Source organism: Mycolicibacterium litorale, from assembly GCF_010731695.1.
Taxonomy (GTDB): domain Bacteria; phylum Actinomycetota; class Actinomycetes; order Mycobacteriales; family Mycobacteriaceae; genus Mycobacterium; species Mycobacterium litorale.
The window spans coordinates 2737842-2761533 of record NZ_AP022586.1 but is presented as its reverse complement, the minus strand read 5'-3'; the positions used below and the strand labels follow the sequence as shown (position 1 = coordinate 2761533).

Here is a 23692-nt window from a genome sequence, read left to right as displayed (position 1 = left end):
CCATGCGTGAATGCCGCAGCGCGGCAGGGCAATTGGGCTTGGGCTACTGCGCGGAGAGCCGCAGCAACGACACCACCGCGTCGCCCAGCCGGATGGGGTCGATCGGGTGCGGGACCGCCGCTTCCGCGCGCGACCAGGACGCCAGCCAGGCGTCGTCCGGCCGGCCGGTCAGCACCAGGATCGGCGGCGCGTCGGCGATCTCGTCCTTGATCTGCTTCGCCAGCCCCATTCCGCCGGCGGGCGTGGCTTCGCCGTCGAGGATGGCCAGGTCGAAACCACCTGCGTCGAGCTGTTTGACCACCATCGGGGCGGTAGCCACGTCGAGGTAGCTCAGCTCGGGCAGTTCGGGGTGGACCCGTTTGCCCAGTGCCAGCCGCACCGCTTCCCGCGTCTGCGGATTGTCGCTGTAGACCAGGATCCGCAGCGATCGGGGCGGGGCTGCCATGCGCCAGATGCTAGCGGCTGAGCCCGTGACGGCGACCTACTCGGGCGATTTGTCCGCCGCGCCGCGCCTCTCGGGCGTGTCGTCGAGCAGGGGCGCCATCTCGGCCGGGTCGAAGTACTCGTCGATCCGGGTGATCAGACCGTCCGCACGCACGACGATCACGATGCACACCCTCATCGCGATCGTGCTGCCGTTGCTGCCGGTGGCGTGCAGGATGTGCTGCTGGACGAAACCGTCGCCGAACAGGCGCCGGTCGAGCACCTCGTAGCGCCGCTCGGTGGTGTGGCCGACCAACCAGAAGATCACCCGCAGTGCGCGGTCGCGGTCGTTGTCCCGCCGGTCCCCGGAGTGCCAGACCAGCACATCCTCGGCCCACAGCGCTTCGACGGCGGCGGTGTCGCTGCGTTCGATCGCGCCGAACAGTCGATCGGCCACCTCGTCGAGGGCGTCAGCGGGCAGGCCGGCCATGGTGGATTCCTTCCGATCGGCGGGTTGACCTGAAGTGCACTTCAGGTACGACACTGCGGACATGCCTGAGACGACACCTCCGAAATCCCTGTTCGACGACATCTACGCCGGCGGGGCGCCGCCATGGGTGATCGGCGAACCGCAACCCGCGATCGTCGAACTCGAACGGCGCGGCGCCATCCGCGGGGCGGTCCTGGACGCCGGGTGCGGCGCCGGCGAGCACACGATCCTGCTCACCGAGCGGGGCCACGACGTGCTGGGAATCGACTTCTCTGCGCGAGCGATCGAGTTGGCCCGGCGCAACGCGGCCGACCGCGGCGTGGCGGCCCGCTTCGAGGTCGCCGACGCCATGCGCCTCGACGGGGACGCGCGGTTCGACACCGTCGTCGACAGCGCGCTGTTCCACGTCTTCGACGCCGCTGATCGCCTGCGCTACGTGGACAGCCTGCGCAAGGTGTGCCGCCCCGGCGCGGTCGTTCACGTCTTGGCGCTCTCCGACGCAGGCCGGGGCTTCGGACCGCAGGTCAGCGAGGACGACATCCGGACCGCGTTCGCCGACGGCTGGCGGGTCGAGGCCGTCGACACCACCACCTACCGCGGTGTCGTCGGCCCGGCGCACGCCGACGCGCTGGGAATGCCGGTGGGGGCACGCGTCGACGAACCGGCTTGGCTGGCCCGCGTGCGCCGGACGTGATCGCACCGCGGGCTCAGTCCACCCGGTCATAGCCGGGGTGGGCCACCGCCAGCCGGTGTCCGACCAGGGTCCGCAGGGTGGGCAGCAGCTCGGATTCCCGGCCGTCGAGCTCTCCGGCGCGGATCGCGGCCGCCAACTGGGCCTCGTCGGGGAAGCCGAGACCGGTCAGCGCCGCGACGGCCTCCCCGGCGGTGGTGTCGGAGAGTTCCCGCTCGACGGTGCGCAGCACGTTCGCCGCCACCCGGGCGTGGAAACCCACCTGCCCCGCGTCGGCGGGCCGGCCATCCCGCCGGGTGGCCGCCCGCACGTCGTTGTCGAGGAAGTCCGCCACCGCGGCGACGAGTTCGGCCGCGGTCGGCCTGCCGTACAACCACTGGGGTCCGGTCATCGCGGTCCTCCGCCCTCGAGCAGGTCGAGCAGATCCCATTCGGTCTCGCAGACGCGGCGGCCGATCGCGGCCAGTTCCACCGACGGCGTCTGCCCGCTGAGGTGGCGTTCGGCCTGATAGCGGCAGATGACGCCCCACCGGAGCGTGGCGACGGTCAGCCACCAGCGAAACGCCGACCGGTCCAAAGTCTCGCCGCTGGCGGCCTCGTAGGCGGTGAGGAAGTCCTCCACACTGCCCAGCCCGCCCGCGCCGAGCCGTTCCGCGGCGCCGAACCGCCACGCCCTGATGCAGAACCACGCGAGATCCTCGTAGATCTCACCGACATGGACGAGCTCCCAGTCGAGGACCGCGGCGAGGCCGGTGCCGTCGACGATCAGATTGCCCATGCGGAAGTCGCCGTGCACCAACCGGTGCGGCGTCGGCGCCGGTCGGTGGGCGGCCAGCCAGCGGAACGCCCATTCGAATGTGGCGGTACTGTCGCCCATTTCGTCGAGGCGGTCACGCCACTCGGCCAGCTGGTCGGTCTCGGTCAGCCCGATATCCCGTGGATCGGCGCGGTGGATGGCCGCCAGCGCCTCGGCGCACTGGGTGAGCAACCGAGCGCGTCCGGCGTCGTCGAGTGACCGGTGGATACGGCGGACGATCGTCTCACCGTCGATCGCCTCGCAGATCAGATACGGATTACCCAGTGCCGCAGGGTCGTTGTCGGCGGTCACGATGCGGGGGACCGGCGCGCCCACGGCGGCCGCGCGCTGTTGCGCCCGCGCCTCGAGTTCCATCCCGGCGTGCACCTCGTCGGGCGGGCCGGTGCGCAGGATCAGCCTGCTCCTCGTGTCGGCGGCCACCGCGTCGAACGCCGATGTGGTGCGGCTCGCCCCGCCCGTCAGCGTGGTCAGGTTCTCCACCGTCACCTCGCCCAGCAGCGGGCGCAACACCGCCTCGAGTTCAGAGCTCACTTCCGCCCGAACCCGAACAGCCGCTGGGCGACCCGGCGGATCTGGATCTCCTCGGCGCCCTCGGTGATCCGGTAGCGCCGGTGGTGGCGGTAGATGTGCTCGAACGGTTCGTGACGGCTGTACCCGACACCGCCGTGGACCTGCATGGCCCGATCGGCCGCCTCGCACACCAGCCGGTTGGCCCGGTAGTTCGCCATCGAGACCTTGTCGGAGACCTCCATGTGGTGGCTGCGGTCCAATTCGGTGGCGGCGTAGTACACGAGCAGCCGCACCATCTGCGCCTCGGTCTGCAGTTCCACCAGCGGCCACTGCACGGCCTGGTTCACCGCGAGCGGTTTGCCGAACACCGTGCGCCGTCCGGCGTACTCCACGGCGCGGTCGATGCAGTACTGCGCGGCGCCGAGACTGCTCGCGGCCTGGCGAATCCTGTTCTCGTGCAGGAAGGTCTGGCCCACTTCGAGGCCGCGGTCCACTTCGCCGAGGATCGCGTCGTCAGGCACCCGGACGTCGGTGAGCACCACCTCACCGTGGTCGGTGGGCATGTTGAACGTCCACCAGTAGTACGGCACCTCGAAACCGGGTGCGTCAGTGGGCACGAGGAATGCGGTGATGCCGCGGGCTTGTCCGGGTTCGCCGGAGGTCCGCGCGAAGATCAGGTCGTGGGTGGCGCGGTGCACGCCGGTGTTCCACCGCTTCCTACCGTTGATGACCCAGCCGTCACCGTCGCGCACGGCGCGGGTCTCCAGCCACGTCGCGTCCGAACCGTGGTCCGGTTCGGTCAGACCGAAGGCCATGGACCGCTTACCGGTGAGCATCGCCTCGATCCACTCGGCCTTCTGCGCATCGGTGCCGAAGCGGTCCATCATGATCACCTGCGGGAAGTTGCCGACGATCGACGACTCGTCCTGCAGGTCGTTGTGCAGGCCGAGACCCTTGTGCGCCAGATGCTCTCGGATCACCGCCATGTCGATGTTGGAGCCGCCGCGCCCGCCGAACTGTTCGGGCAGCCCGTACCGCAGCCAGCCGGCCGCGTCGGCGCGGCGGCGCATCTCGTCGAGCAGGTCTTCCCATGCGCGCTGCGGGATGCCGCCGTTCTCCCAGTCGGTGCGGGCATATTCGCGGTGGCGGTCGAAGTACTGCATGTGCTCGCGTTCGAGCGGTTTGATCTCCGCCTCGATGAACGCGTCCATGTCCGCGAGAACGCCCGGAAGGTGTTCTGGGAGGGTGAAATCCATGTCTCTCCTTACGCCGACTGCACGGTTGTGGACGGGTCTACTCGAGGTTTGCGCACAACAACCGTGCACTCGGCGCGGCGGCGGTCAGAAGCCATACAGCGTCTTCTTCCAGATGGTCGACAGCGTGGCGATCGCGTCGGCGTCACTCATCTGCAGACCGAGGCCCGACGAGCCGACCATGACGACGGTGAAGTTCTCGAAGAGCAGCGCGATCGCCGCCGCCGTGTGCTCCGCGTTGAGATCGGCGCCGTAACCCTGTTCCTGGGCATTGCGCACCGACGCGGCGACGACGTCCATCCCGAAGCGGCGGAACTCGTTCTGCAGCTCGGCGAATCGCTGCTGGGCCGCGGCGAGCTGCGCGACGGCGATCATGATGCCGATGTTCTGCTTGAAGATGTTCCAGTAGCCGGTGACCACGGTGGTGAAGAAGTCGCCGTCGTCGGGGGAGGCGGGGAGCGGCACAGCCGAACGCGACGGGGCGACGACGTCGTGCAGGAAGGATTGGGCCAGCGCGGCCAGCAGATCCTCCTTGTCGTCGAAGTAGCGGTAGAAGACCGCGGGCGACTTGCCGGCGGCCGAGGTGATGTCGGCCAGCGTGGTGCCATGAAAACCGCGTTCGGCGAACAGCTTCCGGGCTGCCTGCTCGATGGCGTACCGGGTCTGGCGGCCCTTGCTGCTCAGCGTCGACGACTCCGGGGCCATGTCCGCGCTCAGCCGGTGATCCGGTCCCCGGCGCGCAGCAGCGCACTGGGGAGGTCGTGGCCGACGACCGCGCGGGCGACCACGGCGGCGGCGATGGCGGCCTGAAGGTCGACGTCGGTGTCGATACCGCTGTCGCGCAGCAGGTAGACCAGATCCTCGGTGGCGATGTTGCCGCTCGCGCCCGGGGCGAACGGGCAACCGCCCAAACCGCCGACCGAGGCGTCGAGGCGGGTGATCCCGGCCTGGACGGCGGCGTAGGCGCTGGCCAGGCCCGCGCCGCGGGTGTTGTGGAAGTGGGCGCCCAGCGGCAGGTCAGCGATGCGGGGGCGCACCTGCGCGACGAGATCACTGACGCGTCGGGGCGTCGCGGTGCCGATGGTGTCGGCGATCGCCAACCGGTCGACGCCGAATCCGGTTGCGGCGTCCACGATGTCGAGTACCCGCTGCGGCGGGGTGGGCCCGTCGAAGGGGCAGTCCCAGGCCGTCGCGATGATCACCTCGACCGTGGCGCCGCTGTCGTGGGCGATCGCGACGATGTCGGGGATCACCGCGGTCGCCTCCGCGCTGGACCGCCCGACGTTGGCCCGGCTGTGCCCGTCGGCGGCCGACACCACGTACTCGATGGAGCGCAGCTCAGCCGCGATCGCCCGTTTGGCGCCGTTCGGGCTGGCCACCAGCGCCGAGAACTCGACCTGATCGAATCTGGCCAGCTCGGCGGCGAGTTCGGCCGCGTCGGCCAGCGCGGGCACCTTCGACGGTGAGACGAACGCGGTGGCCTCGACCTCGCGGACACCGGTGGCGACGACCGCTTCGAGCAACTCGAGTTTGGCCGACAGCGGGATCGGCTGCTCGATCTGCAGGCCGTCGCGAAGCGAGACCTCGCGGATGTCGACCTTGGCGGGCAGCTCGCTCACAGCACCCCCTCGGCACGCAGCTCGGCCAGTTCCTCGGCGGTCTTGCCGAGAATCCCGGCGTACACCTCGTCGTTGTGGTGACCGGGGCGCGCCGGGCCGGCATTGCGGATCTCTCCCGGCGACTCCGACAGCACCGGCACGATTCCGGGGCCGAGGACGGTGCGTTCGACGCGCTCGTCCCAGTGCTCGGCGATCATTCCGCGCGCCCGCAGCTGTGGGTCGTCGACCACGTCGGCGACGGTGTTGATCGGCCCGGCGATGACACCGGCGGCCGACAGCGTCGCGATGATGTCGTCGGGTTGGCGTTCGGCCGCCCAGCCGCCGATGATCTTGTCCAGTTCGTCCTGGTTGCGGCCGCGTGCCGAGTGGTCGGCGAAGCGGTCGTCGGTCGCCAGCTCCGGCTGTTCCATGGCGGCGCACAGCCGGCGGAAGACCGTGTCCTGGTTGGCCGCGATGACGACCCAGCTGCCGTCGGCGGTGCGGTAGATGTTGGACGGGGCGATCCCCTCCAGGCGAGTGCCCGACGGGCCGCGCACCACACCGCCGACGTCGTAGTCCGGGATCGTCGACTCCTGGACCGCCAGGCAGGATTCGGTCAGCGCGGTGTCGACGACCTGGCCCTCACCGGTGACGGTGCGCCGGTACAGCGCGGCGAGCGCACCCTGTGCGGCGAACATGCCGGCCAGGCTGTCGCCCAGGGAGAGCGCCAGCCGGGGCGGGGGTCCGCCGGGGAAGCCGTTGAGGTGGCGTAGGCCGCTGGCCGCCTCGGCGACCGACGCGTACCCCGCTCGGTGGGCATCGGGGCCGGTCTGGCCGTAACCCGAGACCCGCACCAGGATGATGCCCTTGTTCCGGCTGCGAAGTACGTCGTAGCCGAGGTCCCACCGCTCGAGGGTGCCGGGCCGGAAGTTCTCGACGATGATGTCGGTCTGCTCGACGAGTTCGAGGAAGATCTCGCGGCCGCGCGGGGTGCGCAGGTCCAGCGTGATGGCTTTCTTGTTGCGCGCGTGCACGGTCCAGAAGAAGCGGTGCCCGTGGAGTTCGGCCTGGCCCCAGGTGCGCAGCGGGTCGGGGGCGCCGGGCGGCTCGATCTTGAGCACCTCGGCGCCCATGTCGCCGAGTAACCGTCCGGCGAACGGGCCGGAGATCAGCGTGCCGATCTCGATGACCCGGATACCGTCCAGTGCGCCTGTCATCCCACCTCCGAAGAGAACCCGTGCCGGTGCAGCCAGTCGGTGCAGATGCCGACCGCCTCCCGCAGCGTCTCACGTTGGTCGGGTCCGGAGTAGTAGTGGTTGGCCCCTGGGATCTCGTGCATCTCCTTGTCGGGGTGGCCGATGGCCTCGAACAGCCGCCGGGTGTGGCTCGGTGTGCACGCGTCGTCGGCGAGGTTGCCGATCACCAGCGTGGGCACCGCGATGTCCGGGCCCGCCTTCACCGCGTCACCGTTGGCGTCGTCGTAGCTCCACTGCGACAGCCAGCTGCGCAGTGTGCAGAACCGGGCCAGGCCCACCGGGCTCATGTTCACCACCTCTGGATCGCCGAGGTAGCAGGTGCCCGGTGCGCGGTCGTTGGGGTCGACGGTGGGGTCCAGCCAGCGCGGGTCGGCCATGGTGCCGTGCACGACGAACGCGAACTCGGCGACGTCCGCTCCGGGCCTTCCGCTCGACCGCAGCTCGGCCAGTTTGTCCTTGACCCACGCGGTGATTCGCCGGTTCCGGGCGATCTGGGCGGCGCGGTACCGCTCGAGGAATTCGGCGGTGTAGGGCGGCTGGTGGGGGTTGTCGGGGTTGTAGAGGTCGAGTTCAGGGTCGCGGTCGGTGGGGTCGGCCTCGTCGAGGATCGAGGCGTCGAGCCATTCGGTCAGCGTGCCGTGGCGGCTGATGTGGGCGGCCAGCAGCATGATGCCGTCGGCGGGGATCAGCCCCAGCTTGGTCAGGTCGGGGCCGTCCCCGGACGGGCTCGCCGTCACGGTCGGATGCTGCGCCTGCTGCTGGTAGAACACCGACAGCGACCCGCCGCCGCTCCAGCCGGCGAGCACCACCTTCTCGTAGCCCAGCCGGTTCTTGGCGTCCTTGATCGCCTCGCCGAGGTCTTCGACGACCTTCTCCATCAGCAGCGCCGAATCGGTGCCGCGGAACCGGCTGTTGCAGTAGATGACGTGGTGGCCGGCCTTGGCGAGCGCGTTCATCATCGGCAGGTACGCGCCGCCGCCGATCGGGTGCATGAACACCAACACGGTGTCCGAGGGCTTGTCGCGCGGGCGCAGTAGATGGCTCTCCAGCACGACGAGTTCGGCGACGCCGCCGTAGACGTCACGCACCGCTGAGGTGTTCTGATAGGCAACGAGATACGGGATGCGGTCGTATTCGTAGCGCACGGCGGTCGTCACGAATGCTGCCCCAGATCGTTGGCCAGCACTTCCGGTGACGGGATCAGCCGCTTACGGGTGTCGACGGCGATGACCTGCCAGTCGACCCGCTGGAATTCGTCGAACTTCCGGCGGGCGCGTTCCCGCGCCTTCTCCGGCGCGCCGTGGTGGACACCCTGCGGCGCGTGGGAGATCAGCCCCGGCGGCATCGGGATGCCGTACAGCGAACCGCCGTGGAAGAACGCGATCTCGTCGTAGTCGACGTTGCGGTGATACCAGGGTGTGCGTTCGGTACCGGGCACACCCTCGGCGGGCTTCGGCAGGAAGTTCATCACGTACACCCCGGTGGCCTGCATGAACAGATGCGCGGTGGCCGGCAGGTGCACGCTGTCGGACGTGATGACGTGGTAGTCGCTGATGTTGAAGGTGAACGCGAAGTTGTCGCCGCGCCATCCCTCCACGTCGAGCGGATGATGTTGATAGAACAGCGATGTCGGTCCGCCCTCGTGGAACAGCCGCACTTCGTACTCGCCGTCGACCCGGGGGCCGACGCCGTCGTCGATCGGCTCCGGCTCGGGGATGGTGGCCTGGGTGGGGTCGAAGGGGAAGTGCCTGCCGAGCGGTCCGGGGGGCGGCACGCGGAACTCCTCGGCGGACTGGATCATCAGCAGCATCGACTCGGCGTCGGGGACCTGGCGGAACGTGCACGCCTTCGGGATGTAGACCCAGTCGCCGGCGCGGTAGCGCAGCGGTCCGAACTCGGTCTCGAACACCCCGGAACCGGTGTGCACGAACGACAGCAGATCTCCGTCGACGTAGCGGGCGAAGTACGGCATCTGGTCGGTGCGCCGGGAGAGCAGCACCTGACAGTCGGCGTTGGAGAACATCAGCAGCGGTGCGCCGTTGGCGTCGGTGGCGTCGGCGGGTTTGAGCTGATCACCCAGGACGTCGAGTGGGCGAAGCGGTCCGACGGTGCGGAATGCGGTGGGGTCGTTGCGCCGATACATGTTGGCGGTCCGTCCGGTGAACCCGCCGCGACCGAGCTCGTCGTCTTTCTGGCCGTCGAGGTCGGCGTGCGGCCGCCGGGGCGTCTTGCCTTTGCGCAGGTGAACGAACGATTCCATCGAAGTCTCCATTGACTGTTCGCGTGGGGGAGCGGCACAAACTAAAACTGACGTTACTTTTATCTCCCGTCATCCACAAGGGTTCGGCGCCGACACGTTCAGTCGGTCAGGTCCACCCGGACGGTGAGCAGATTCGTGCCGAACGTGCGCACCCCGAAACTGTTGAACTGCGGCAGCTCCCGCAGTCGCGCCTGCGGATCGTCGTCGGGCAGCAGATGCGCGACACCCGAGTGCCACCGGCCGTGCAGGCGCACACGCACGTGAGGGTCGGCCTGGATGTTGCGGATGTACTGCGATCGCTCGCCGAACTCCGAGACGAACCAGAACTGATCACCGATTCGCTTCCCGCCCAACGGGGTTCGGCGGGGCCGGCCGGATCTGCGGCCGGTGGTCTCCAGCAGCGTCTGGAACGGCAGCCGGCGCATGACCGGGTTGGCGATGCGCTTCTGGAACGTGTGGGCCACCGTGTCGCGCAGGCCGGCCATCTCGTCCTCCTTCGTCGCCCCGCTCACACCATCGCGAACGGCGGAATCCGTGCGCCGACCGCCAGTGTGCCCGCCAATTCGCGGCTCGTGTCGTAATCGAAGATCACGTGACCGGCGAGAACGTCGACGTCGCGTTTGGCCCGCTGCAACGGGTTCGTCACGAAATGCGCGCTCGCCCCTGAGGCCGACATCAGCATGCCGATGAGCGCGCGGGACTCGTGCACGATGTGCGCCGCGGCCATCCGGGCCTGTGCGCGCACGATCAGCGGCACCTCGTCGCCGTCACGGACCCGCTGCTCGATGCCGCCGACGGCGTCGTCGAGCAGTGCGCGCAGCGCCCGCAGGCGCACGTCGGCCTCACCGAGTCGGGCCTGGGCGAGCGGCTTGTCCTGCTGCTTCACACCCTCAAAGGCCAGCACTCGCTCGCCGAGGCGTTCCGTGTAGATCTCGAGGACGCGTTCGGCGCTGCCCAGGGCGGGCATCGCGGCCAGAAACGCCAGGGCGGGCACCATCGGCCAGCGGTAGGCGGGTGCGTCATGCAACGCCGCACCGGGCGCGGTACCCGCGTGGATGTCCGCCACGCGCACCAGGCGGTGCGCCGGCACGTACGCGTCCTCGATGACCACATCGTTGGAGCCGGTGGCGCGCATCCCGTCGGTGTGCCAGACGTCCTCGACGGTGACGTCGCCGATCGGCAGCAGGGCGAGCGCCGGGTAGATGGCCTCGTCGGGTCCGCACAGCGCGCCCACCATGATCCAGTTGCCGTGCATCACGCCCGTCGCCCAGGACCAGCGCCCACTCAGCCGTATCCCGTCGCCGTCGGGACGGCCGCGGCCGGTGGGCGCGAGCGGGGCCGGTGCGAGGAACGGGCGGTCGGCGAACGCCTCGGCCTGCGCTTGTTCGTCGAACAACGCGACCATCCAGTTGTGCAGGACGTAGAAGCCGATGGTCCACGCGCTCGACGCGCAGCCGTGCGCCAGCTCGCGCACCGGCCGCAGGATCTCCGGGTAGGACGCCTCTCGGCCGCCGTAGCGGGCCGGCACCAGCAGGTCGGTGATCTTCGATGCGACGAGGTCGTCCACCGTCGCCTGCGGCAGACGCCGCAACCGTTCGGCTTCGGGTGCTCGTTCGGCCAGACGCGCCGGGCTCAGACGGGCTTCGACACCAGAGGCTGCGGCCATGGCCGGACCCTACCGTACTTTTTAGTATGGAAGCGGTCAGCGCCGCAGCATGAGATCGAGGAAGCGCTCACGCCTGGCGGCCTGCCGGGCGCTCGGGGTGGGGCCCGACAGATGGATGAACCCGACCCCGGCGGCGAAGATCGCGTTCGCCCGCAGGTCGGCGTCCTCTTCGTCGAATCCGCCGTCGAGCAGTGCCCGCCGCACCCCGGCGACCAGGGCCCGGTCGGCGGCCCGCACGCCCGCGGCGACCGCGTCGTCGCTGCGCGCCCATTCGCGCATGGCGCGCTCCATGGTCCAGTGGCGGGTACTCACAAGCTCGGACATCATCTGCGACAGGCGTTCCCGCGGCGGAAGGTCCGCCATCTCGTCCAGTCGCCTGCGGTCCTCGTCGCGCATCCGCCCCCACTCCGCGACCAGGGCGGCGCGGTATGCGCGCATGTCGTCGAAGTGCCAGTAGAAGCTGCCCTTGGTCACCCCGAGCCGATCGCACAGCCGGTCCACCTTGAGCGCCGCCAGACCCGCTTCGGCCACGATCGCGTAACCGTTCTGAATCCAGTCGTCGACGGAAAGCCGGCCGGCGCCGGTCGAACGAGGCCTCGGCATGGCCCTGAACATTAGCCGTATCCGCAGGTGACACGGTTGCGTCGGAAATCCGCCGAACCGCGCTTCACCTGAGGTTTTGCCGCCGCGAGGGCCCTGCCTGCAGTTTTATGGGGTTTTCTCAGTTAAGGGCCCATGTTTTACTCAGTGCGCGACAACTGAATTCTCTCGGTCCGCTCCTCTGCCGCACCGGTCAGTCGAGCGGGCGCGGACAACGCAGTGCAGAAATGGCTGCGGTGCCAATGGCGACGTGTGTCCGCTGGGTGGAGCGTTACGCGGTAACCGGAAGATGGATGGATTGCTTTATGACGATCGTTGACAAGATTCGAGGCCATTGGGCACGCCGATTCGCGGTGGCCGCCGTCGTGGCGGCGATGCTGCCCGGCGTGATCGGCCTGACCGGCGGTTCGGCACTCGCGGGAGCGTTCTCGCGGCCGGGACTGCCGGTTGAGTACCTGATGGTCCCGTCACCGGCGATGGGACGCGACATCAAGGTCCAGTTCCAGAGCGGGGGACCCGGATCTCCTGCGGTCTACATGCTCGACGGGCTGCGTGCCCGTGACGACTTCAACGGCTGGGACATCGAGACGCAGGCATTCGAGTGGTATCTCGATTCCGGTCTGTCCGTGGTGATGCCGGTCGGCGGCCAGTCCAGCTTCTACACCGACTGGTACGCGCCGGCGTGCGGTAAGGCCGGCTGCCAGACCTACAAGTGGGAGACGTTCCTGACCTCGGAGCTGCCGAACTGGCTGGCGGCCAACCGTGACGTCAAGCCGACGGGCAGTGCCGCGGTCGGTCTGTCGATGGCCGGATCGGCCTCGCTGGTGCTCTCGATCTACCACCCGCAGCAGTTCATCTACGCGGCATCGCTGTCGGGCTTCCTGAACCTGTCGGAAGGCTGGTGGCCGTTCCTGGTCGGCCTGGCGATGGGTGACGCCGGCGGCTTCAAGCCCGAGCCGATGTGGGGACCGGGCGGCAGCGAGGCGTGGTTGCGCAACGACCCGATGGTCAACATCGACAAGATCGTCGCCAACGGCACCCGCATCTGGGTGTACTGCGGTAACGGCAAGCCGGGCGAGCTGGGCGGCGCCGGTCTTCCCCAGGAGTTCCTGGAGAGCCTGACGCTGCGCACCAACATCACCTTCCAGGAGCGCTACATCGCGGCCGGCGGGCAGAACGGGGTGTTCAACTTCCCGGCCGGCGGCACGCACACCTGGCAGTACTGGGGTCAGCAGCTCCAACAGATGAAGCCCGACCTGCAGCGCGTGCTGCTGGGCTGAGCCGGTGTGGGCCGGCGGTCAGAAACCGCCGGCCACCCGCACCACCGCCCGGCCGGAGTACCGGCCGGCGCGCACCTCGTCGATCACCTCCACGACGTCCTTGACGTCGACGTCGTGGGAGAGGTCGGCGAGGTGTTGTGGTTTGAGCTCACCGCCGAGCTTCGCCCACAGCTCCCGGCGCGGGCCGATCGGCAGTTGAACCGAGTCGATGCCGAGAAGTGCCGCCCCGCGCAGGATGAACGGCATCACGGTCGTGTTCAGGCCCGGGCCGCCGGTCAGCCCGCTGGCCGCCACCGCCCCGCCGTAGGCGAGCGTGCTCAGCACGTCGGCGAGGGTCGCGCCACCCACGCAGTCCACGGCGCCCGCCCAGCGGGCTCTGCCCAGTGGCCTCGGCTTGGCGTCCGGATCCTCCGGGAGCCGGCCGATCACCTCGGCCGCGCCCAGCGAGCGCAGCAGGTCGGCCTGTTCCGGCTTCCCGGTCGACGCGACGACGCGGTAGCCCTGCGCTGACAGCAGGTCGACGCTGACCGATCCGACCCCGCCGCTGGCGCCGGTCACCACGATGTCACCGTCTTCGGGGCGGATGCCGCGGTCGGCGAGCGCCTGCACGCTCATCGCGGCGGTGAACCCGGCGGTGCCGATCGCGGCGCCCTCGCGCGGGCTCAGCTCGCCGAGGGCCACCACCTGGTCGGCGGGGAGCCGGGCGAATTCGGCGTAGCCGCCGTGCTTGCCGGTGCCGATGTCGTAGCCGTGGGCGAGCACGAGATCGCCGACGGCGAACTCGTCGCTGTCCGACGCCACCACCTCACCGGTCAGGTCGATGCCCGGGACGATCGGATAGTCCCGCACCACACCACCTTTGGGTGTCACGGCCAGGGCGTCCTTGAAGTTCACACTCGAGTAGTGCACCCGGATGGTCACCTCGCCCGGCGGCAGGGCCGATTCCTCGAGGGTCTCGACCGCCGTGTCGATCCCGTCCCCGGACTGCCGTGCGATCAGCGCCTGAAAAGTCTCCATGGAATGCCACGCTAGTCACCCGGTAAGGTTCGGGCCGTGAGCACGGTGACCTCCCGCGCCGGCGCCCTGTGCGGCGTGCTGGTGGGTGCGTGCTCGGGCCTGTTCGCGATGGCCGCGCACGCGGTGGCCGGCGGCCACGTGCCCACCGGCCCCACCCTGGTCCTCGTCGCTCTGGTGTGCGCGGCGGTCGGTGCGCTCGCAGGCGCCAACGGTCCGTCGCGGGCCGCCGGGCTCATCGCCGCCGTCGGTGCGGGGCAACTGCTCACCCACGTCGTGCTGGCGGTCAGCGCAGGGCACCACGGCGGCGGCCACGAGCTCATGCCGTCGCTGCCCATGGCGCTCGCCCACGCGCTCGCGGCGATCGCGCTCGGCCTGCTCATCGGCCTGGTCGGCCACCTGTACCGGGTCGCCGCCTCGGTTCTGTGCTGGCTCATGCTCACGCTGGTCCACCGCGGCCGCCCCTCGGCGCCGAGGCGCCGTCATCACGCTATATCCGTTGTCGTTCAACAGTTTTTGCTCCGATCCGGACTGGGGATGCGCGCGCCGCCGCGGGTGGTGTCGATCGGCGGCTGAGGCCGCACACCGCGTGATCGCGCCGCGACCACGCGGGCTGTTCACACACCCTTGACGCCTGCGCTGTGCGCGGGCGAGTCCGTCGGCGCTCAGGCGAGCGCTGACGTCCCGCGGCGCGACATTTCTTCGCGCCCCCACCGGCCGAAAGCACTCACGCATGACCACATCCGATCCACTTACCCCGTCAACCACCGACGACTCGTCTCCGCGGCAACCCGCGCTCACAGCGCTGCTGCGCCGATTGCACTTCTACGCCGGCGTGTTCGTCGGCCCGTTCCTCCTGATCGCCGCCGTGAGCGGCGGGTTGTACGCGATCGCGCCGTCGATCGAGCACCTTCTCTACCGCGATCACCTGCACGTCCACCCCAGCGGTGAATCCCGCTCGGTCGGCGAACAGATCACGGCCGCCCAGGCGGTGCGCCCCGACCTCACGGTCACCGCGGTCCGGCCGGCCGGGGAACCCGGTGACACGACGCGGGTCCTGTTCGACGACCCGTCGCTCGGAGAATCCGAGCGCCGCGCGGTGTTCGTGGACCCGGCCACCGCGCAACCGGTCGGCGACCTCGTTGTCTACGGGAGCAGTGGCGCGCTGCCGGTCCGGACGTGGATCGACCAGCTGCACCGCAACCTGCACCTCGGCGAACCCGGGCGGATGTACAGCGAGCTGGCGGCTTCGTGGCTGTGGGTGATCGCCCTGGCCGGTGCGGGTCTCTGGTTCGCCCGACGGCGTGCTCCCGGCGCGCGGCTGTTCACCGTGGATCGCACCGCGCGCGGCCGCGCCCGCACCCTGAACTGGCACGGCGCCGTCGGTCTGTGGATCGCCGCGGGTCTGCTGTTCCTGTCGGCCACCGGCCTGACGTGGTCGCGCTACGCCGGCGACCACATCACCGAGTTACGCGCGGCGCTGTCGTGGAACACGCCGGCCGTCTCGACGACGCTCGACGGGTCGGCGGCGATGGCCGGACACGACCACCACGGAGTCGATACGGGCTCCGGCGGCGGCGGGGCGCCGAGAGTTGACGAGGTCGACCGCGTGCTGCAGTCGGCGCGGTCGGCCGGTGTCGGCGGAGCCGTGGAGGTGTCCATCCCATCGGACAGCGAAACCGCCTTCACGGTCGCGCAGACCCGCGAACCGTGGGTGATGTCGAACAATGCCGTTGCCGTCGACGGTTCCACCGGCCGGGTGACCGACACGTCGTGGTTCGCCGATTGGCCGCTGGCCGCGAAACTGGCCGCGTGGGGGATCCAGCTCCACATGGGGTTGCTGTTCGGGCTTATCAATCAGCTCGCGCTGGCGGTGTTGGCCGTCGCCCTGGTGACGGTCATCGTGCGGGGATATCTGATGTGGTGGCGGCGCCGGCCGACGAGCGGTGGGCGGCCCCCGGCTCGTGGTGTGTTGCGGGGCGCCCCGCCGGTGGCGGTGGCGGCACTGGTGGCCGTGGCCGCCGCGATCGGATGGTTCATTCCGCTGCTCGGGCTCAGCCTACTGGGATTCGTCGTCGTCGACACCGCGGTCGGTGTGGCGCAGCGCCGCAATGTCTCCGGGGGTGCCCGATGAGGGCGGTCGTCTGTGCGCTGTTCGCCGCGTTGCTGCTCGCCGGTTGCGGTGGCAACGCCGAGCCCGCGAACGATGCTGCGGCAGTGCAGGTTCACGACGCCTGGGTCAAAGCGGCCGACCGCGGGATGACGGCGGCGTTCGCGCATCTGAGCAACCGCAGCGATCGCGACGTGCGCGTCACCTCGGCGGCCGCCCCGGTGGCCGCGAGGGTCGAGCTGCACGAGGTGGCCCGCGAAGGCGGCGCACCGACGATGCGGGTGAAGCCGGGCGGCTTCGTGGTGCCCGCGCGGTCGGACACCGAGCTGACGCCCGGTGGCGATCACCTGATGCTGATGGACCTGACCGCGCCGTTGGCACCGGGTTCGGACATCGAGATCACCGTGACGTTCGACGACGGGTCGACGCTGCCGATCACGGCGCAGGTGCGCGAATTCCCCGGCGCCGACGAGCATTACGACGGTGGCCATCATGGGTGAGGGGTTCAGCCGGCGCACGCTGTTCGGGGCCGGCGCGGTCGCCGCGGGAATCGCCGGGGTCGGGCTGACCGCGACGGCCGGTGCCCGTGTGGTTCAGCCCGCGACGGCCACCGAACCGTTTTACGGCGTGCATCAGGCCGGCGTCGCCACACGGCCGCAGGCCTACACCACGATCATCGCGTTGGACCTGAGGCCCGCCCATGCCGACCGAGCCGGGCTGCGGTCGGTCATGAAATTGTGGAGCGAGGACGCGGCCCGGCTGACCCAGGGGTCACCGGCGCTCGCCGACACCGAACCGGAGCTTGCCGCCGACCCGGCGCGGCTCACCGTCACCGTCGGTTACGGTCCGGACCTCTTCGACGCGGTCGGGCTGACCGCCAACCGGCCCGCGGCGTTGCGGACCCTTCCGAATTTCCGGGTCGACCGGCTCGAATCGCGCTGGGGCGGAGGGCAGCTGATGTTGCAGCTGTGCGCCGACAACCTGCTCACCATCAGCCACGCATGCCGAATCCTCACCAAGAACGTCCGGTCGATGACCACGATCCGCTGGGTACAGCGCGGTTACCGCAACCCCGCGAGTGCCTCGGCCGGCGCGTCGATGCGCAATCTCATGGGCCAGGTCGACGGTACGGCGAACCTGAATGACGACGCGGCACTCGAGCAGTATGTGTGGGATCCGGGTGCCGACCAACCGTGGTTCGCGGGCGGCACCATGCTGGTGCTGCGGCGGATCCGCGCCGAGATGGATACGTGGGACGAGGTGGACCGGCACTCCAAGGAGCTGTTCGTCGGTCGCAGACTGAGCGACGGTGCACCGCTGACCGGTTCGCGGGAGAGCGACGAACCCGACTTCACCGCGGCGGTCAACGGGATCCCCGTCATACCGGAGAACTCCCACATCGCGCTGGCCCGGCACCGGTCCGACGGTGAGCAATTCCTCCGCCGCCCCTACAACTACGACGACACCCCTCCGACCGGGCAGATCTCCGACAGCGGGCTGCTCTTCATTGCCTACCAACGTGATCCGGCCCGCCAGTTCGTGCCGGTTCAACAGCGGCTGTCCGAGGCCGACGCGCTCAACCCCTGGATCACGCCGGTCGGATCGGCGGTGTTCGCGATCCCGCCGGGCGCACCCGTCGGGGGTTACGTGGGTCAGCAGCTGCTCGAGAGGTGAACGGCTACTTGAGCTGTGCGGAGGTCAGCCCGAGCAGGCGACGGGCCACCACCAGCTGCTGGATCTGCTGGGTGCCTTCGAAGATGTCGAGGATCTTGCTGTCGCGCGCCCACTTCTCCAGCAGGGTCTCCTCCGAGTAGCCGACCGTGCCGGCCAGTTCGACGACCTTGAGGGTGATGTCGGTACCCACGCGCGCCGCCTTGGCCTTCGCCATCGACGCCTCCTTGGAGTTGGGGATCGCGTTGTCGGCCTGCCACGCCGACCGCACGGTCAGCAGGTAGCCCGCCTCCCAATCGGCTTCCATGCGAAGGAATTCCGCGGCTGCCGCGCTTTGGGCGTAGGCCGGTTTGTCGTAGGAGATCTCGACGCCTGCGTCGGTGAGGATCTTGCGGAGCTCCTCGAGCGCGGCGCGGCCGATCCCGACCGCCATGCCCGCCACCACCGGCCGGGTGTTGTCGAAGGTCTCCATGACCCCCGCGAAACCCTTCTCGACGTGGATCTCCGGATCGCCGAGGAGGTTGTCCTTGGGGATGCGGGCGTTGTCGAAGCGGATCACAGCGGTGTCGGAGGCCTTGATGCCGAGCTTGTCCTCGAGCCGCTCCACCGTCACGCCGGGGTGCTCGCGCGGCACGATGAACGATTTGATGGCCGCGCGGCCCAGCGACTTGTCGAGCGTCGCCCACACCACGATGTGGCTGGCACGCGATCCGGCGGTGACGAAGATCTTCTCCCCGTTGATCACGTACTCGTCGCCCTCGAGCCGGGCCGTCGTCGACACCGCCGCCGAGTCCGAACCGAAGCCCGGCTCGGTGATGGCCATGGCAGCCCACACACCCTTGCCGAGCCGCTCGAGCTGTTCGTCGGTCGCGACGCCGGAGATCGCCGCGTTCCCCAGCCCCTGCCGCGGCACCGACAGCATCAGGCCGACATCACCCCAGCTGATCTCGGTGACGTTGAGGACCGCCGACATGTTGCCGCCGTTGACGTTTCCCTTCGGGCCGTCGTCGGCGTCGCGGAACGCCTCGGCGCCCGCGAACGAGATGGTGTTGGCCTCCGAGATGCCCTCGAACAGGGTGGCCAGGGTGTCCAGCTCGACCGGGTAGTCGTGCTCGCGCAGGTCGTACTTCCGCGAGATCGGACGCAGCATCTCGGCGGCCCCCTGATGGGCCTTCTCGATGACCGCGTTCAGCTTCTTCGGCAGTTCCAGGTTGATTGCCATGACAGGATCCGTTTCTGACTCAGAGGACGGTCTAGAGGACGACGACGCCCTCGGCGACGCCGATCACCCGCAGGTCGCGGTACCAGCGTTCGACGGGATGTTCCTTGGTGTATCCGTGGCCACCGAGCAGCTGGACGCCGTCGAGGCCGATCTGCATGCCCTTGTCCGTGCCGAAGCGTTTGGCCAGGGCGGCTTCCCTGGTGAACGGCAGCCCCTGCTCGGCGCGCGACGCGCCGCGCCAGGTGATGAGGCGCAGCCCGTCGAGTTCGATGGCGATGTTGGCGCACATGAACGCCACCGCCTGGCGGTGGGCGATCGGCTCGCCGAAGGCCTGGCGTTCCTTGACGTAGGGCACCACATAGTCGAGCACCGCGTGTGAGGTGCCGACGGCGAGCGCCGCCCAGCCGAGCCGGGACAGTGCGATCGCCTCGCGGTAGTCCTGCTCGGTGTCGGCCGATGACGCCTCGTCCTCGCCGAGCCGGTTCCCCAGCGGGACCGCCACGTTGTCGAGTTCGATGCGGCCGAGCGCGGCGGCGCGCACACCCATGCTGGGATCGGGCGTGACGCGCAGGCCCTCGGATGCCGATTCGACGATGAACATCGCCGGCTTGCCGTCCAGTTGCGCGGCGATGATGAAGAGCTCCGCGTCCGCGGCGGCCGGGACCAGCGACTTCACCCCGGTCAACCGGTAGCCGCCCGGGGTGCGGACCGCCGTCGTCTTCAACGCGGTGGGGTCGAACAACGGACGGGGTTCGGCGATCGCCAGGCAGGCCTGCGGCACGTTGTCACCGGCGAACTCGCGCAGGTAGGTGGCCTGCTGGTCGGCGCTGCCCCAATGGGTGAGCGCCGCGGCCACCCCGCCCGGGGCGAGGATCGGCAGCGCAAGACCCATGTCGCCGTACGCCAGCGCCTCGGCCACCAGGGCGTTGGTGATCGTCGAGCGGTGTTCGGCGATGCCGTCGAAGTCCTCGGGGATGTTCACCGCCGTGATGCCGAGCTCGGCGGCTTTGGCGATCAGATCCGGCGGGTAAGCGGCCGCGGCGTCGGCATCGTGGGCCGCCGGGCGCAGCACCTCCTCGGCGAACTCCTTGACCGTCTCGACGATCATCTTCTGGTCGTCGTCCGGGGTCAGGTCGAAGTAGTCCGACCCCTTCGGGGCGCTCGGCAGCCGCGTCGGTTGCTTGCCGAGCCCCTGAATCCGCTTGAACTGCCGGGTCGAGGCGCCCGCGGCCGAGAACACCTGCTTGACGCCGTACTTCAGACCGCGGTTGAGGGGGTCGCGCAGGTTGTACCGATCGAGGAACTCCTGGCCGACCAGCGGGGTGATCAGCGCCAACCCGATGTCGGTCGGGGTCCGCTTGTGTCGCTGAAGGCCCACGGCGCTCTCCTTGCCGGAGCGTTCGGGACGGGCTGAGGTGCCGTTCTTGGACGGCAGGGTGTTGGTCATTCCAGCTGCCTCACTTGGTCGGGGCGATAGCCATGACCGTATCTTACTCCGGAGTAAGGTTCGGGAGGCATGTTAGGAAATTCACATCCCGCCCTGGCAGTGGAGGCGGCCAGCGGGCTGAAGTGCCTGATGCGCTCGACCGGCGCCCACAAGCTGGTCGCCGACATCCGACGTCGTTGTGCGCGAGGCGGTTCCGCCCATACGGCGGTTCTCGGCGCGACTAGCGCGAGAGGCGGGACAGCGCCGCGTCGTGCAGCAACCCGTTGGAGGCGACGACGCTGCCGCCGTGCGGGCCCGCCACGCCGTCGAGGTTCGTGAACGTGCCGCCGGATTCGCGCACCAGGATGTCGAGGGCGGCCAAATCCCACAGCGACACCTCGGGTTCGGCGGCGATGTCCACGGCGCCCTCTGCCAGGAGGCAGTAGGAGAAGAAGTCGCCGAACCCGCGCACCCGCCACACCGTGTCGGTGAGGTCGATGAACCGGTCGCGCAGACCGCGTTTGGCCCATCCGGACAGGCTGGAGAAAGACAGGCTGGCCGACTCCAGCTCGGCCACCTTCGACACCGACAGCGGCCGCGGGGCCTGACCGGCCACCGCGACGAACGCGCCCTGACCGTCGGCCGCCCACCAGCGGCGCTGCAACGCGGGCGCGCTCACCACGCCCGCCACCGGCACGCCGTCATGCAGCAGCGCGATCAGCGTCGCCCACACCGGGACGCCGCGCACGAAGTTCTTGGTCCCGTCGATCGGATCGATGACCCACTGCCGGCCGCTGAATGTCGTTGCGCCACCGAACTCTTCGCCGAGGATCGGGTCGCCGCCGCGCTCACTCTCCAGTTGTCGCCGAATATCGGTCTCCACGGTGCGGTCGGCGTCGCTGACGGGGGTGAGGTCGGGTTTCGTCTCAACCTGCAGATCCAACGCGCGGAAGCGATCGACGGTGACGGCGTCCGCAAGGTCGGCGAGCCGCAGCGCCAACTCCAGGTCGTCGGCCACGCTGAAGGATCCGGTGCTCATGTCTGCAAGTCCTACCATGGGCACGGTGTGGGAATTCGTTGTGCTGCTGTTGTTGATCGGTGCGATCGCGATGTTCGTCGTGCCGTGGATGAGGCGGGGTCGCGGTCCGCGCGGTGAACTTGCGCAGGGCACCCTGCTGGTCACCGGTGTCAGCCCACGTCCGAACGACGTGACGGGGGAGCAGTTCGTCACGATCTCCGGGGTCATCAACGGTCCGACGGTCAACGAGCACGTCGTCTACCAACGCATGGCCGTCGACGTGAACAACTGGCCCTCGATGGGCGCGTTGTTCCCGGTGGTGTACTCGCCGAAGAATCCGGACAACTGGAACTTCGCGCCGCCGGAGTCGCCCGTGTCACCAGACGTGCCGCCGCCCCTGAACTAGGCGTGAATGCGGGTGGGGTGGCCGCATGCCGCCTGCACCGGTGCGGCCGGGGTGCTAGGAAAGTGTGTGTCCACTCCACTGCCTAAAGGCCTGCTCGATCTGCTCCGCAAGCCCAGCCCCTGCTTCGTCACCACGCTCATGCCGGACGGTTCGCCGCAGCTCACCCAGACCTGGGTGACCACCGACGGTGAGCGCGTGGTGATCAACATCGTCGCGGGCAGCCAGAAGGACAAGAACCTGCGGCGCGATCCGCGCATCGCACTCAACGTCGCCGACCCCGACGAGGTGTTCCGCTATTACGCCGTGCGCGGCCGCGTCGCCGACATGACTACCGACGGGGGAGCCGAGAGCATCGACGAGATCTCGCACAAATACCTCGGCACGCCCTACCCCAATTTCACCGGCCGGCCTGAGACCCGCGTCGTCGTCACGATCGACGCCGAGCGGGTGACACCTCCCGCGGGCGGCTGACCGGCCTCAGCCGTGGCCGATGCGGAGGAGTTCGGCCACGCTGGTCAGCTTGACGCGCGGCCTGCCCGCCGACTGACCGGCTGACCGTTCGTGCTCGTCGATCAGCTTCCAGTGGTCATCGGTGACGAGCTTCGGCTGCCGGGACACCAGCCACTCGACGAGCTTCTCCGAGTGGTCCTCACCGAAGTCGGCCAGCGTCGCGCTGTGCAGGTCGGCGATCACCGTGTCGACGGTCGCCTGCGAATCCTTCTTGTTACTGCCGATCACGCCCGACGGCCCGCGTTTGATCCAGCCGACCACGTACTCGTTGCGCCGACCGTCGATGCGGCCGTCGGTGTGTGGGATGGTTCCGCTGCGCTCGTCGAACGGCAGACCCGGTGTCGGCACGCCGCGGTATCCCACCGCCCGGACCACCAACTGCGCGGGCAACTCCTCCCGCTCGCCGGTGTCCTTGGCCACCACACGGCCGTTGTCGTTGACCAGTTCATTGCGCCCCAGCACGATCGACTCCACGTGATCGGTGCCCTTGATCTCGATCGGTGACGTGCGGAACCGGAACACGATGCGGCGCGCCGCCCCACTCGGTGGACGTTCGGCGTACCCGCGCAGCACCTTGATGTTCTGCTTGACCGTCTTGCCGGCCGCCTCGAGGTCCTCGTCGGTGATGTCGGCGAGGTCGGCGGGGTCGACGATGACGTCGACGTCGCCGAGTCCTTCGAGGTCACCGAGTTCGCGCAGCTCGAGTGTGGTGAACGTGGCCTGCAGCGGACCACGCCTGCCGATCACGACCACCTCTTCGACACCGCGCTTGTCCAGGGACTCGAGCGCGTGATCGGCGATGTCGGTGCTGGCCAGCGCCTTCGGATCGGTGACGAGGATGCGCGCGACGTCAAGGGCGACGTTGCCGTTGCCCACGACGATCGCCCGGCCGGTCGACAGGTCGGGCCCCATCTGTTCGAAGTGGGGATGGGCGTTGTACCAGCCGACGAAGTCGACCGCCGCCACACTGCCCGGCAGATCCTCGCCCGGGATGTTCAGCGAGCGATCGGACTGCGCACCGACCGCGTACACCACCGCGTCGTACCGCTCGGCCAACTCCTCCGGCTTCACATGGTCGCCGACGGCGATGTTGCCGAAGAACCGGAACCGCGGATCGCCCGACGTCTTGTCGAACTGCGCGCTGATGGACTTGATCTTCGGGTGGTCGGGCGCCACCCCGGACCGCACGAGACCCCACGGCGTGGGCAGCATCTCGAGCATGTCGACGCGCACATCGCGGTCCGCGTCGGCGCTGTCGGCGAACTTGAGTAAAGAGGATGCGGCGAAGTACCCGGACGGGCCGGAACCGACGATCGCCACGTGAAAAGGGCGCTGCTGGGGCATATGAAGGTGCCTTCTGTCGCTGCTCGGCCACGCGCAAGGGGCTGTCGCGACGCGGCCGCGCTGGTTACCCAACCGACTCTAAACGCGGCACGTCCGCGCCGAGGGCAAGTCGCGTGGAACTCGCCGAT

Annotated in this window: 26 protein-coding genes; 8 read left to right on the top strand and 18 right to left on the bottom strand. The window is 69.3% G+C overall.

Annotation, left to right across the window (positions count from 1 at the left end):
* Window positions 1-43: 43 nt before the first annotated feature.
* The gene (locus G6N30_RS13115) at window positions 44-445 is read right to left on the bottom strand and encodes an Rv3143 family two-component system response regulator (protein WP_134053417.1); all 402 of its coding nucleotides are present in this window, start codon (window positions 443-445) and stop codon (window positions 44-46) included.
* Window positions 446-481: 36 nt separating this feature from the next.
* Window positions 482-913, bottom strand: coding sequence for a nuclear transport factor 2 family protein (locus G6N30_RS13110; protein ID WP_134053415.1), 432 nt, complete (start codon window positions 911-913; stop codon window positions 482-484).
* A gap of 61 nt (window positions 914-974) precedes the next feature.
* Between G6N30_RS13110 and G6N30_RS13105 the strand changes: the two genes are divergently transcribed.
* Window positions 975-1607: a class I SAM-dependent methyltransferase gene (locus G6N30_RS13105; RefSeq protein WP_134053413.1), complete on the top strand. Its 633-nt coding sequence runs from the start codon at window positions 975-977 to the stop codon at window positions 1605-1607.
* A gap of 13 nt (window positions 1608-1620) precedes the next feature.
* On the opposite strand, the gene G6N30_RS13100 is transcribed toward G6N30_RS13105, so the two are convergent.
* From G6N30_RS13100 to G6N30_RS13050, 11 genes are all read right to left on the bottom strand, one after another.
* A complete protein-coding gene (locus tag G6N30_RS13100; RefSeq protein WP_134053411.1) occupies window positions 1621-1995 on the bottom strand; it encodes a DUF6285 domain-containing protein in 375 nt (124 codons plus the stop codon).
* Window positions 1992-2951, bottom strand: coding sequence for a phosphotransferase family protein (locus G6N30_RS13095; RefSeq protein ID WP_134053409.1), 960 nt, complete (start codon window positions 2949-2951; stop codon window positions 1992-1994). The genes G6N30_RS13100 and G6N30_RS13095 overlap by 4 nt, the downstream gene beginning before the upstream one ends.
* Window positions 2948-4186, bottom strand: a complete 1239-nt coding sequence (locus G6N30_RS13090; protein ID WP_134053407.1) for an acyl-CoA dehydrogenase family protein — start codon at window positions 4184-4186, stop codon at window positions 2948-2950. Before G6N30_RS13090 ends, G6N30_RS13095 begins: the two co-directional genes overlap by 4 nt.
* 84 nt (window positions 4187-4270) lie before the next feature.
* On the bottom strand, window positions 4271-4888 hold the full coding sequence (locus G6N30_RS13085; protein ID WP_134053405.1) for a TetR/AcrR family transcriptional regulator: 618 nt from the start codon (window positions 4886-4888) through the stop codon (window positions 4271-4273).
* Between the two features lie 8 nt (window positions 4889-4896).
* The gene (locus G6N30_RS13080; RefSeq protein WP_134053403.1) at window positions 4897-5802 is read right to left on the bottom strand and encodes a hydroxymethylglutaryl-CoA lyase; all 906 of its coding nucleotides are present in this window, start codon (window positions 5800-5802) and stop codon (window positions 4897-4899) included.
* On the bottom strand, window positions 5799-6998 hold the full coding sequence (locus G6N30_RS13075; protein ID WP_134053401.1) for a CaiB/BaiF CoA transferase family protein: 1200 nt from the start codon (window positions 6996-6998) through the stop codon (window positions 5799-5801). Before G6N30_RS13075 ends, G6N30_RS13080 begins: the two co-directional genes overlap by 4 nt.
* On the bottom strand, window positions 6995-8194 hold the full coding sequence (locus tag G6N30_RS13070) for an alpha/beta hydrolase family protein (RefSeq protein WP_134053399.1): 1200 nt from the start codon (window positions 8192-8194) through the stop codon (window positions 6995-6997). The genes G6N30_RS13075 and G6N30_RS13070 overlap by 4 nt, the downstream gene beginning before the upstream one ends.
* Window positions 8191-9297: a homogentisate 1,2-dioxygenase gene (locus tag G6N30_RS13065; RefSeq protein WP_134053397.1), complete on the bottom strand. Its 1107-nt coding sequence runs from the start codon at window positions 9295-9297 to the stop codon at window positions 8191-8193. The genes G6N30_RS13070 and G6N30_RS13065 overlap by 4 nt, the downstream gene beginning before the upstream one ends.
* 98 nt (window positions 9298-9395) lie before the next feature.
* Window positions 9396-9782: a nitroreductase/quinone reductase family protein gene (locus tag G6N30_RS13060; RefSeq protein ID WP_134053395.1), complete on the bottom strand. Its 387-nt coding sequence runs from the start codon at window positions 9780-9782 to the stop codon at window positions 9396-9398.
* Window positions 9783-9805: 23 nt separating this feature from the next.
* Window positions 9806-10963 (bottom strand): acyl-CoA dehydrogenase family protein, encoded by a 1158-nt coding sequence (locus G6N30_RS13055; protein ID WP_134053393.1) that lies wholly within the window; start codon window positions 10961-10963, stop codon window positions 9806-9808.
* A gap of 36 nt (window positions 10964-10999) precedes the next feature.
* Window positions 11000-11566 (bottom strand): TetR/AcrR family transcriptional regulator, encoded by a 567-nt coding sequence (locus G6N30_RS13050; RefSeq protein ID WP_234880117.1) that lies wholly within the window; start codon window positions 11564-11566, stop codon window positions 11000-11002.
* 302 nt (window positions 11567-11868) lie between these two features.
* On the opposite strand from G6N30_RS13050, the gene G6N30_RS13045 reads away from it, so the two are divergent.
* Window positions 11869-12843 carry an esterase family protein gene (locus tag G6N30_RS13045; RefSeq protein WP_134053389.1) on the top strand — a complete coding sequence of 325 codons (975 nt, stop codon included), beginning with the start codon at window positions 11869-11871 and terminating at the stop codon, window positions 12841-12843.
* Between the two features lie 18 nt (window positions 12844-12861).
* Here G6N30_RS13045 and G6N30_RS13040 read toward each other — a convergent pair whose 3' ends face one another.
* Window positions 12862-13860, bottom strand: coding sequence for an acrylyl-CoA reductase family protein (locus tag G6N30_RS13040; RefSeq protein ID WP_134053387.1), 999 nt, complete (start codon window positions 13858-13860; stop codon window positions 12862-12864).
* Window positions 13861-13896: 36 nt separating this feature from the next.
* Between G6N30_RS13040 and G6N30_RS13035 the strand changes: the two genes are divergently transcribed.
* From G6N30_RS13035 to G6N30_RS13020, 4 genes are all read left to right on the top strand, one after another.
* The gene (locus G6N30_RS13035) at window positions 13897-14433 is read left to right on the top strand and encodes a hypothetical protein (protein WP_234880116.1); all 537 of its coding nucleotides are present in this window, start codon (window positions 13897-13899) and stop codon (window positions 14431-14433) included.
* 157 nt (window positions 14434-14590) lie between these two features.
* Window positions 14591-15991 carry a PepSY-associated TM helix domain-containing protein gene (locus G6N30_RS13030; protein ID WP_134053385.1) on the top strand — a complete coding sequence of 467 codons (1401 nt, stop codon included), beginning with the start codon at window positions 14591-14593 and terminating at the stop codon, window positions 15989-15991.
* Complete coding sequence (locus tag G6N30_RS13025; RefSeq protein ID WP_134053383.1) at window positions 15988-16467, top strand: copper chaperone PCu(A)C; 480 nt, start codon at window positions 15988-15990, stop codon at window positions 16465-16467. Before G6N30_RS13030 ends, G6N30_RS13025 begins: the two co-directional genes overlap by 4 nt.
* Window positions 16460-17641, top strand: a complete 1182-nt coding sequence (locus G6N30_RS13020; protein ID WP_134053381.1) for a Dyp-type peroxidase — start codon at window positions 16460-16462, stop codon at window positions 17639-17641. The genes G6N30_RS13025 and G6N30_RS13020 overlap by 8 nt, the downstream gene beginning before the upstream one ends.
* A 4-nt stretch (window positions 17642-17645) precedes the next feature.
* Here G6N30_RS13020 and G6N30_RS13015 read toward each other — a convergent pair whose 3' ends face one another.
* From G6N30_RS13015 to hisN, 3 genes are all read right to left on the bottom strand, one after another.
* Window positions 17646-18860, bottom strand: coding sequence for an acyl-CoA dehydrogenase family protein (locus G6N30_RS13015; RefSeq protein WP_134053379.1), 1215 nt, complete (start codon window positions 18858-18860; stop codon window positions 17646-17648).
* 31 nt (window positions 18861-18891) lie between these two features.
* On the bottom strand, window positions 18892-20307 hold the full coding sequence (locus tag G6N30_RS13010; protein WP_134053377.1) for an acyl-CoA dehydrogenase family protein: 1416 nt from the start codon (window positions 20305-20307) through the stop codon (window positions 18892-18894).
* Window positions 20308-20527: 220 nt separating this feature from the next.
* Window positions 20528-21325 (bottom strand): histidinol-phosphatase, encoded by a 798-nt coding sequence (hisN, locus tag G6N30_RS13005; RefSeq protein WP_134053375.1) that lies wholly within the window; start codon window positions 21323-21325, stop codon window positions 20528-20530.
* 25 nt (window positions 21326-21350) lie between these two features.
* Here hisN and G6N30_RS13000 point away from each other — a divergent pair, with 25 nt between their 5' ends.
* Both G6N30_RS13000 and G6N30_RS12995 read left to right on the top strand, forming a co-directional pair.
* A complete protein-coding gene (locus G6N30_RS13000; RefSeq protein ID WP_134053373.1) occupies window positions 21351-21710 on the top strand; it encodes a hypothetical protein in 360 nt (119 codons plus the stop codon).
* Window positions 21711-21776: 66 nt separating this feature from the next.
* Window positions 21777-22181, top strand: coding sequence for a PPOX class F420-dependent oxidoreductase (locus G6N30_RS12995; RefSeq protein ID WP_234880115.1), 405 nt, complete (start codon window positions 21777-21779; stop codon window positions 22179-22181).
* Between the two features lie 6 nt (window positions 22182-22187).
* On the opposite strand, the gene G6N30_RS12990 is transcribed toward G6N30_RS12995, so the two are convergent.
* The gene (locus G6N30_RS12990; protein WP_134053369.1) at window positions 22188-23564 is read right to left on the bottom strand and encodes an FAD-dependent oxidoreductase; all 1377 of its coding nucleotides are present in this window, start codon (window positions 23562-23564) and stop codon (window positions 22188-22190) included.
* Between the last annotated feature and the right edge of the window lie 128 nt (window positions 23565-23692).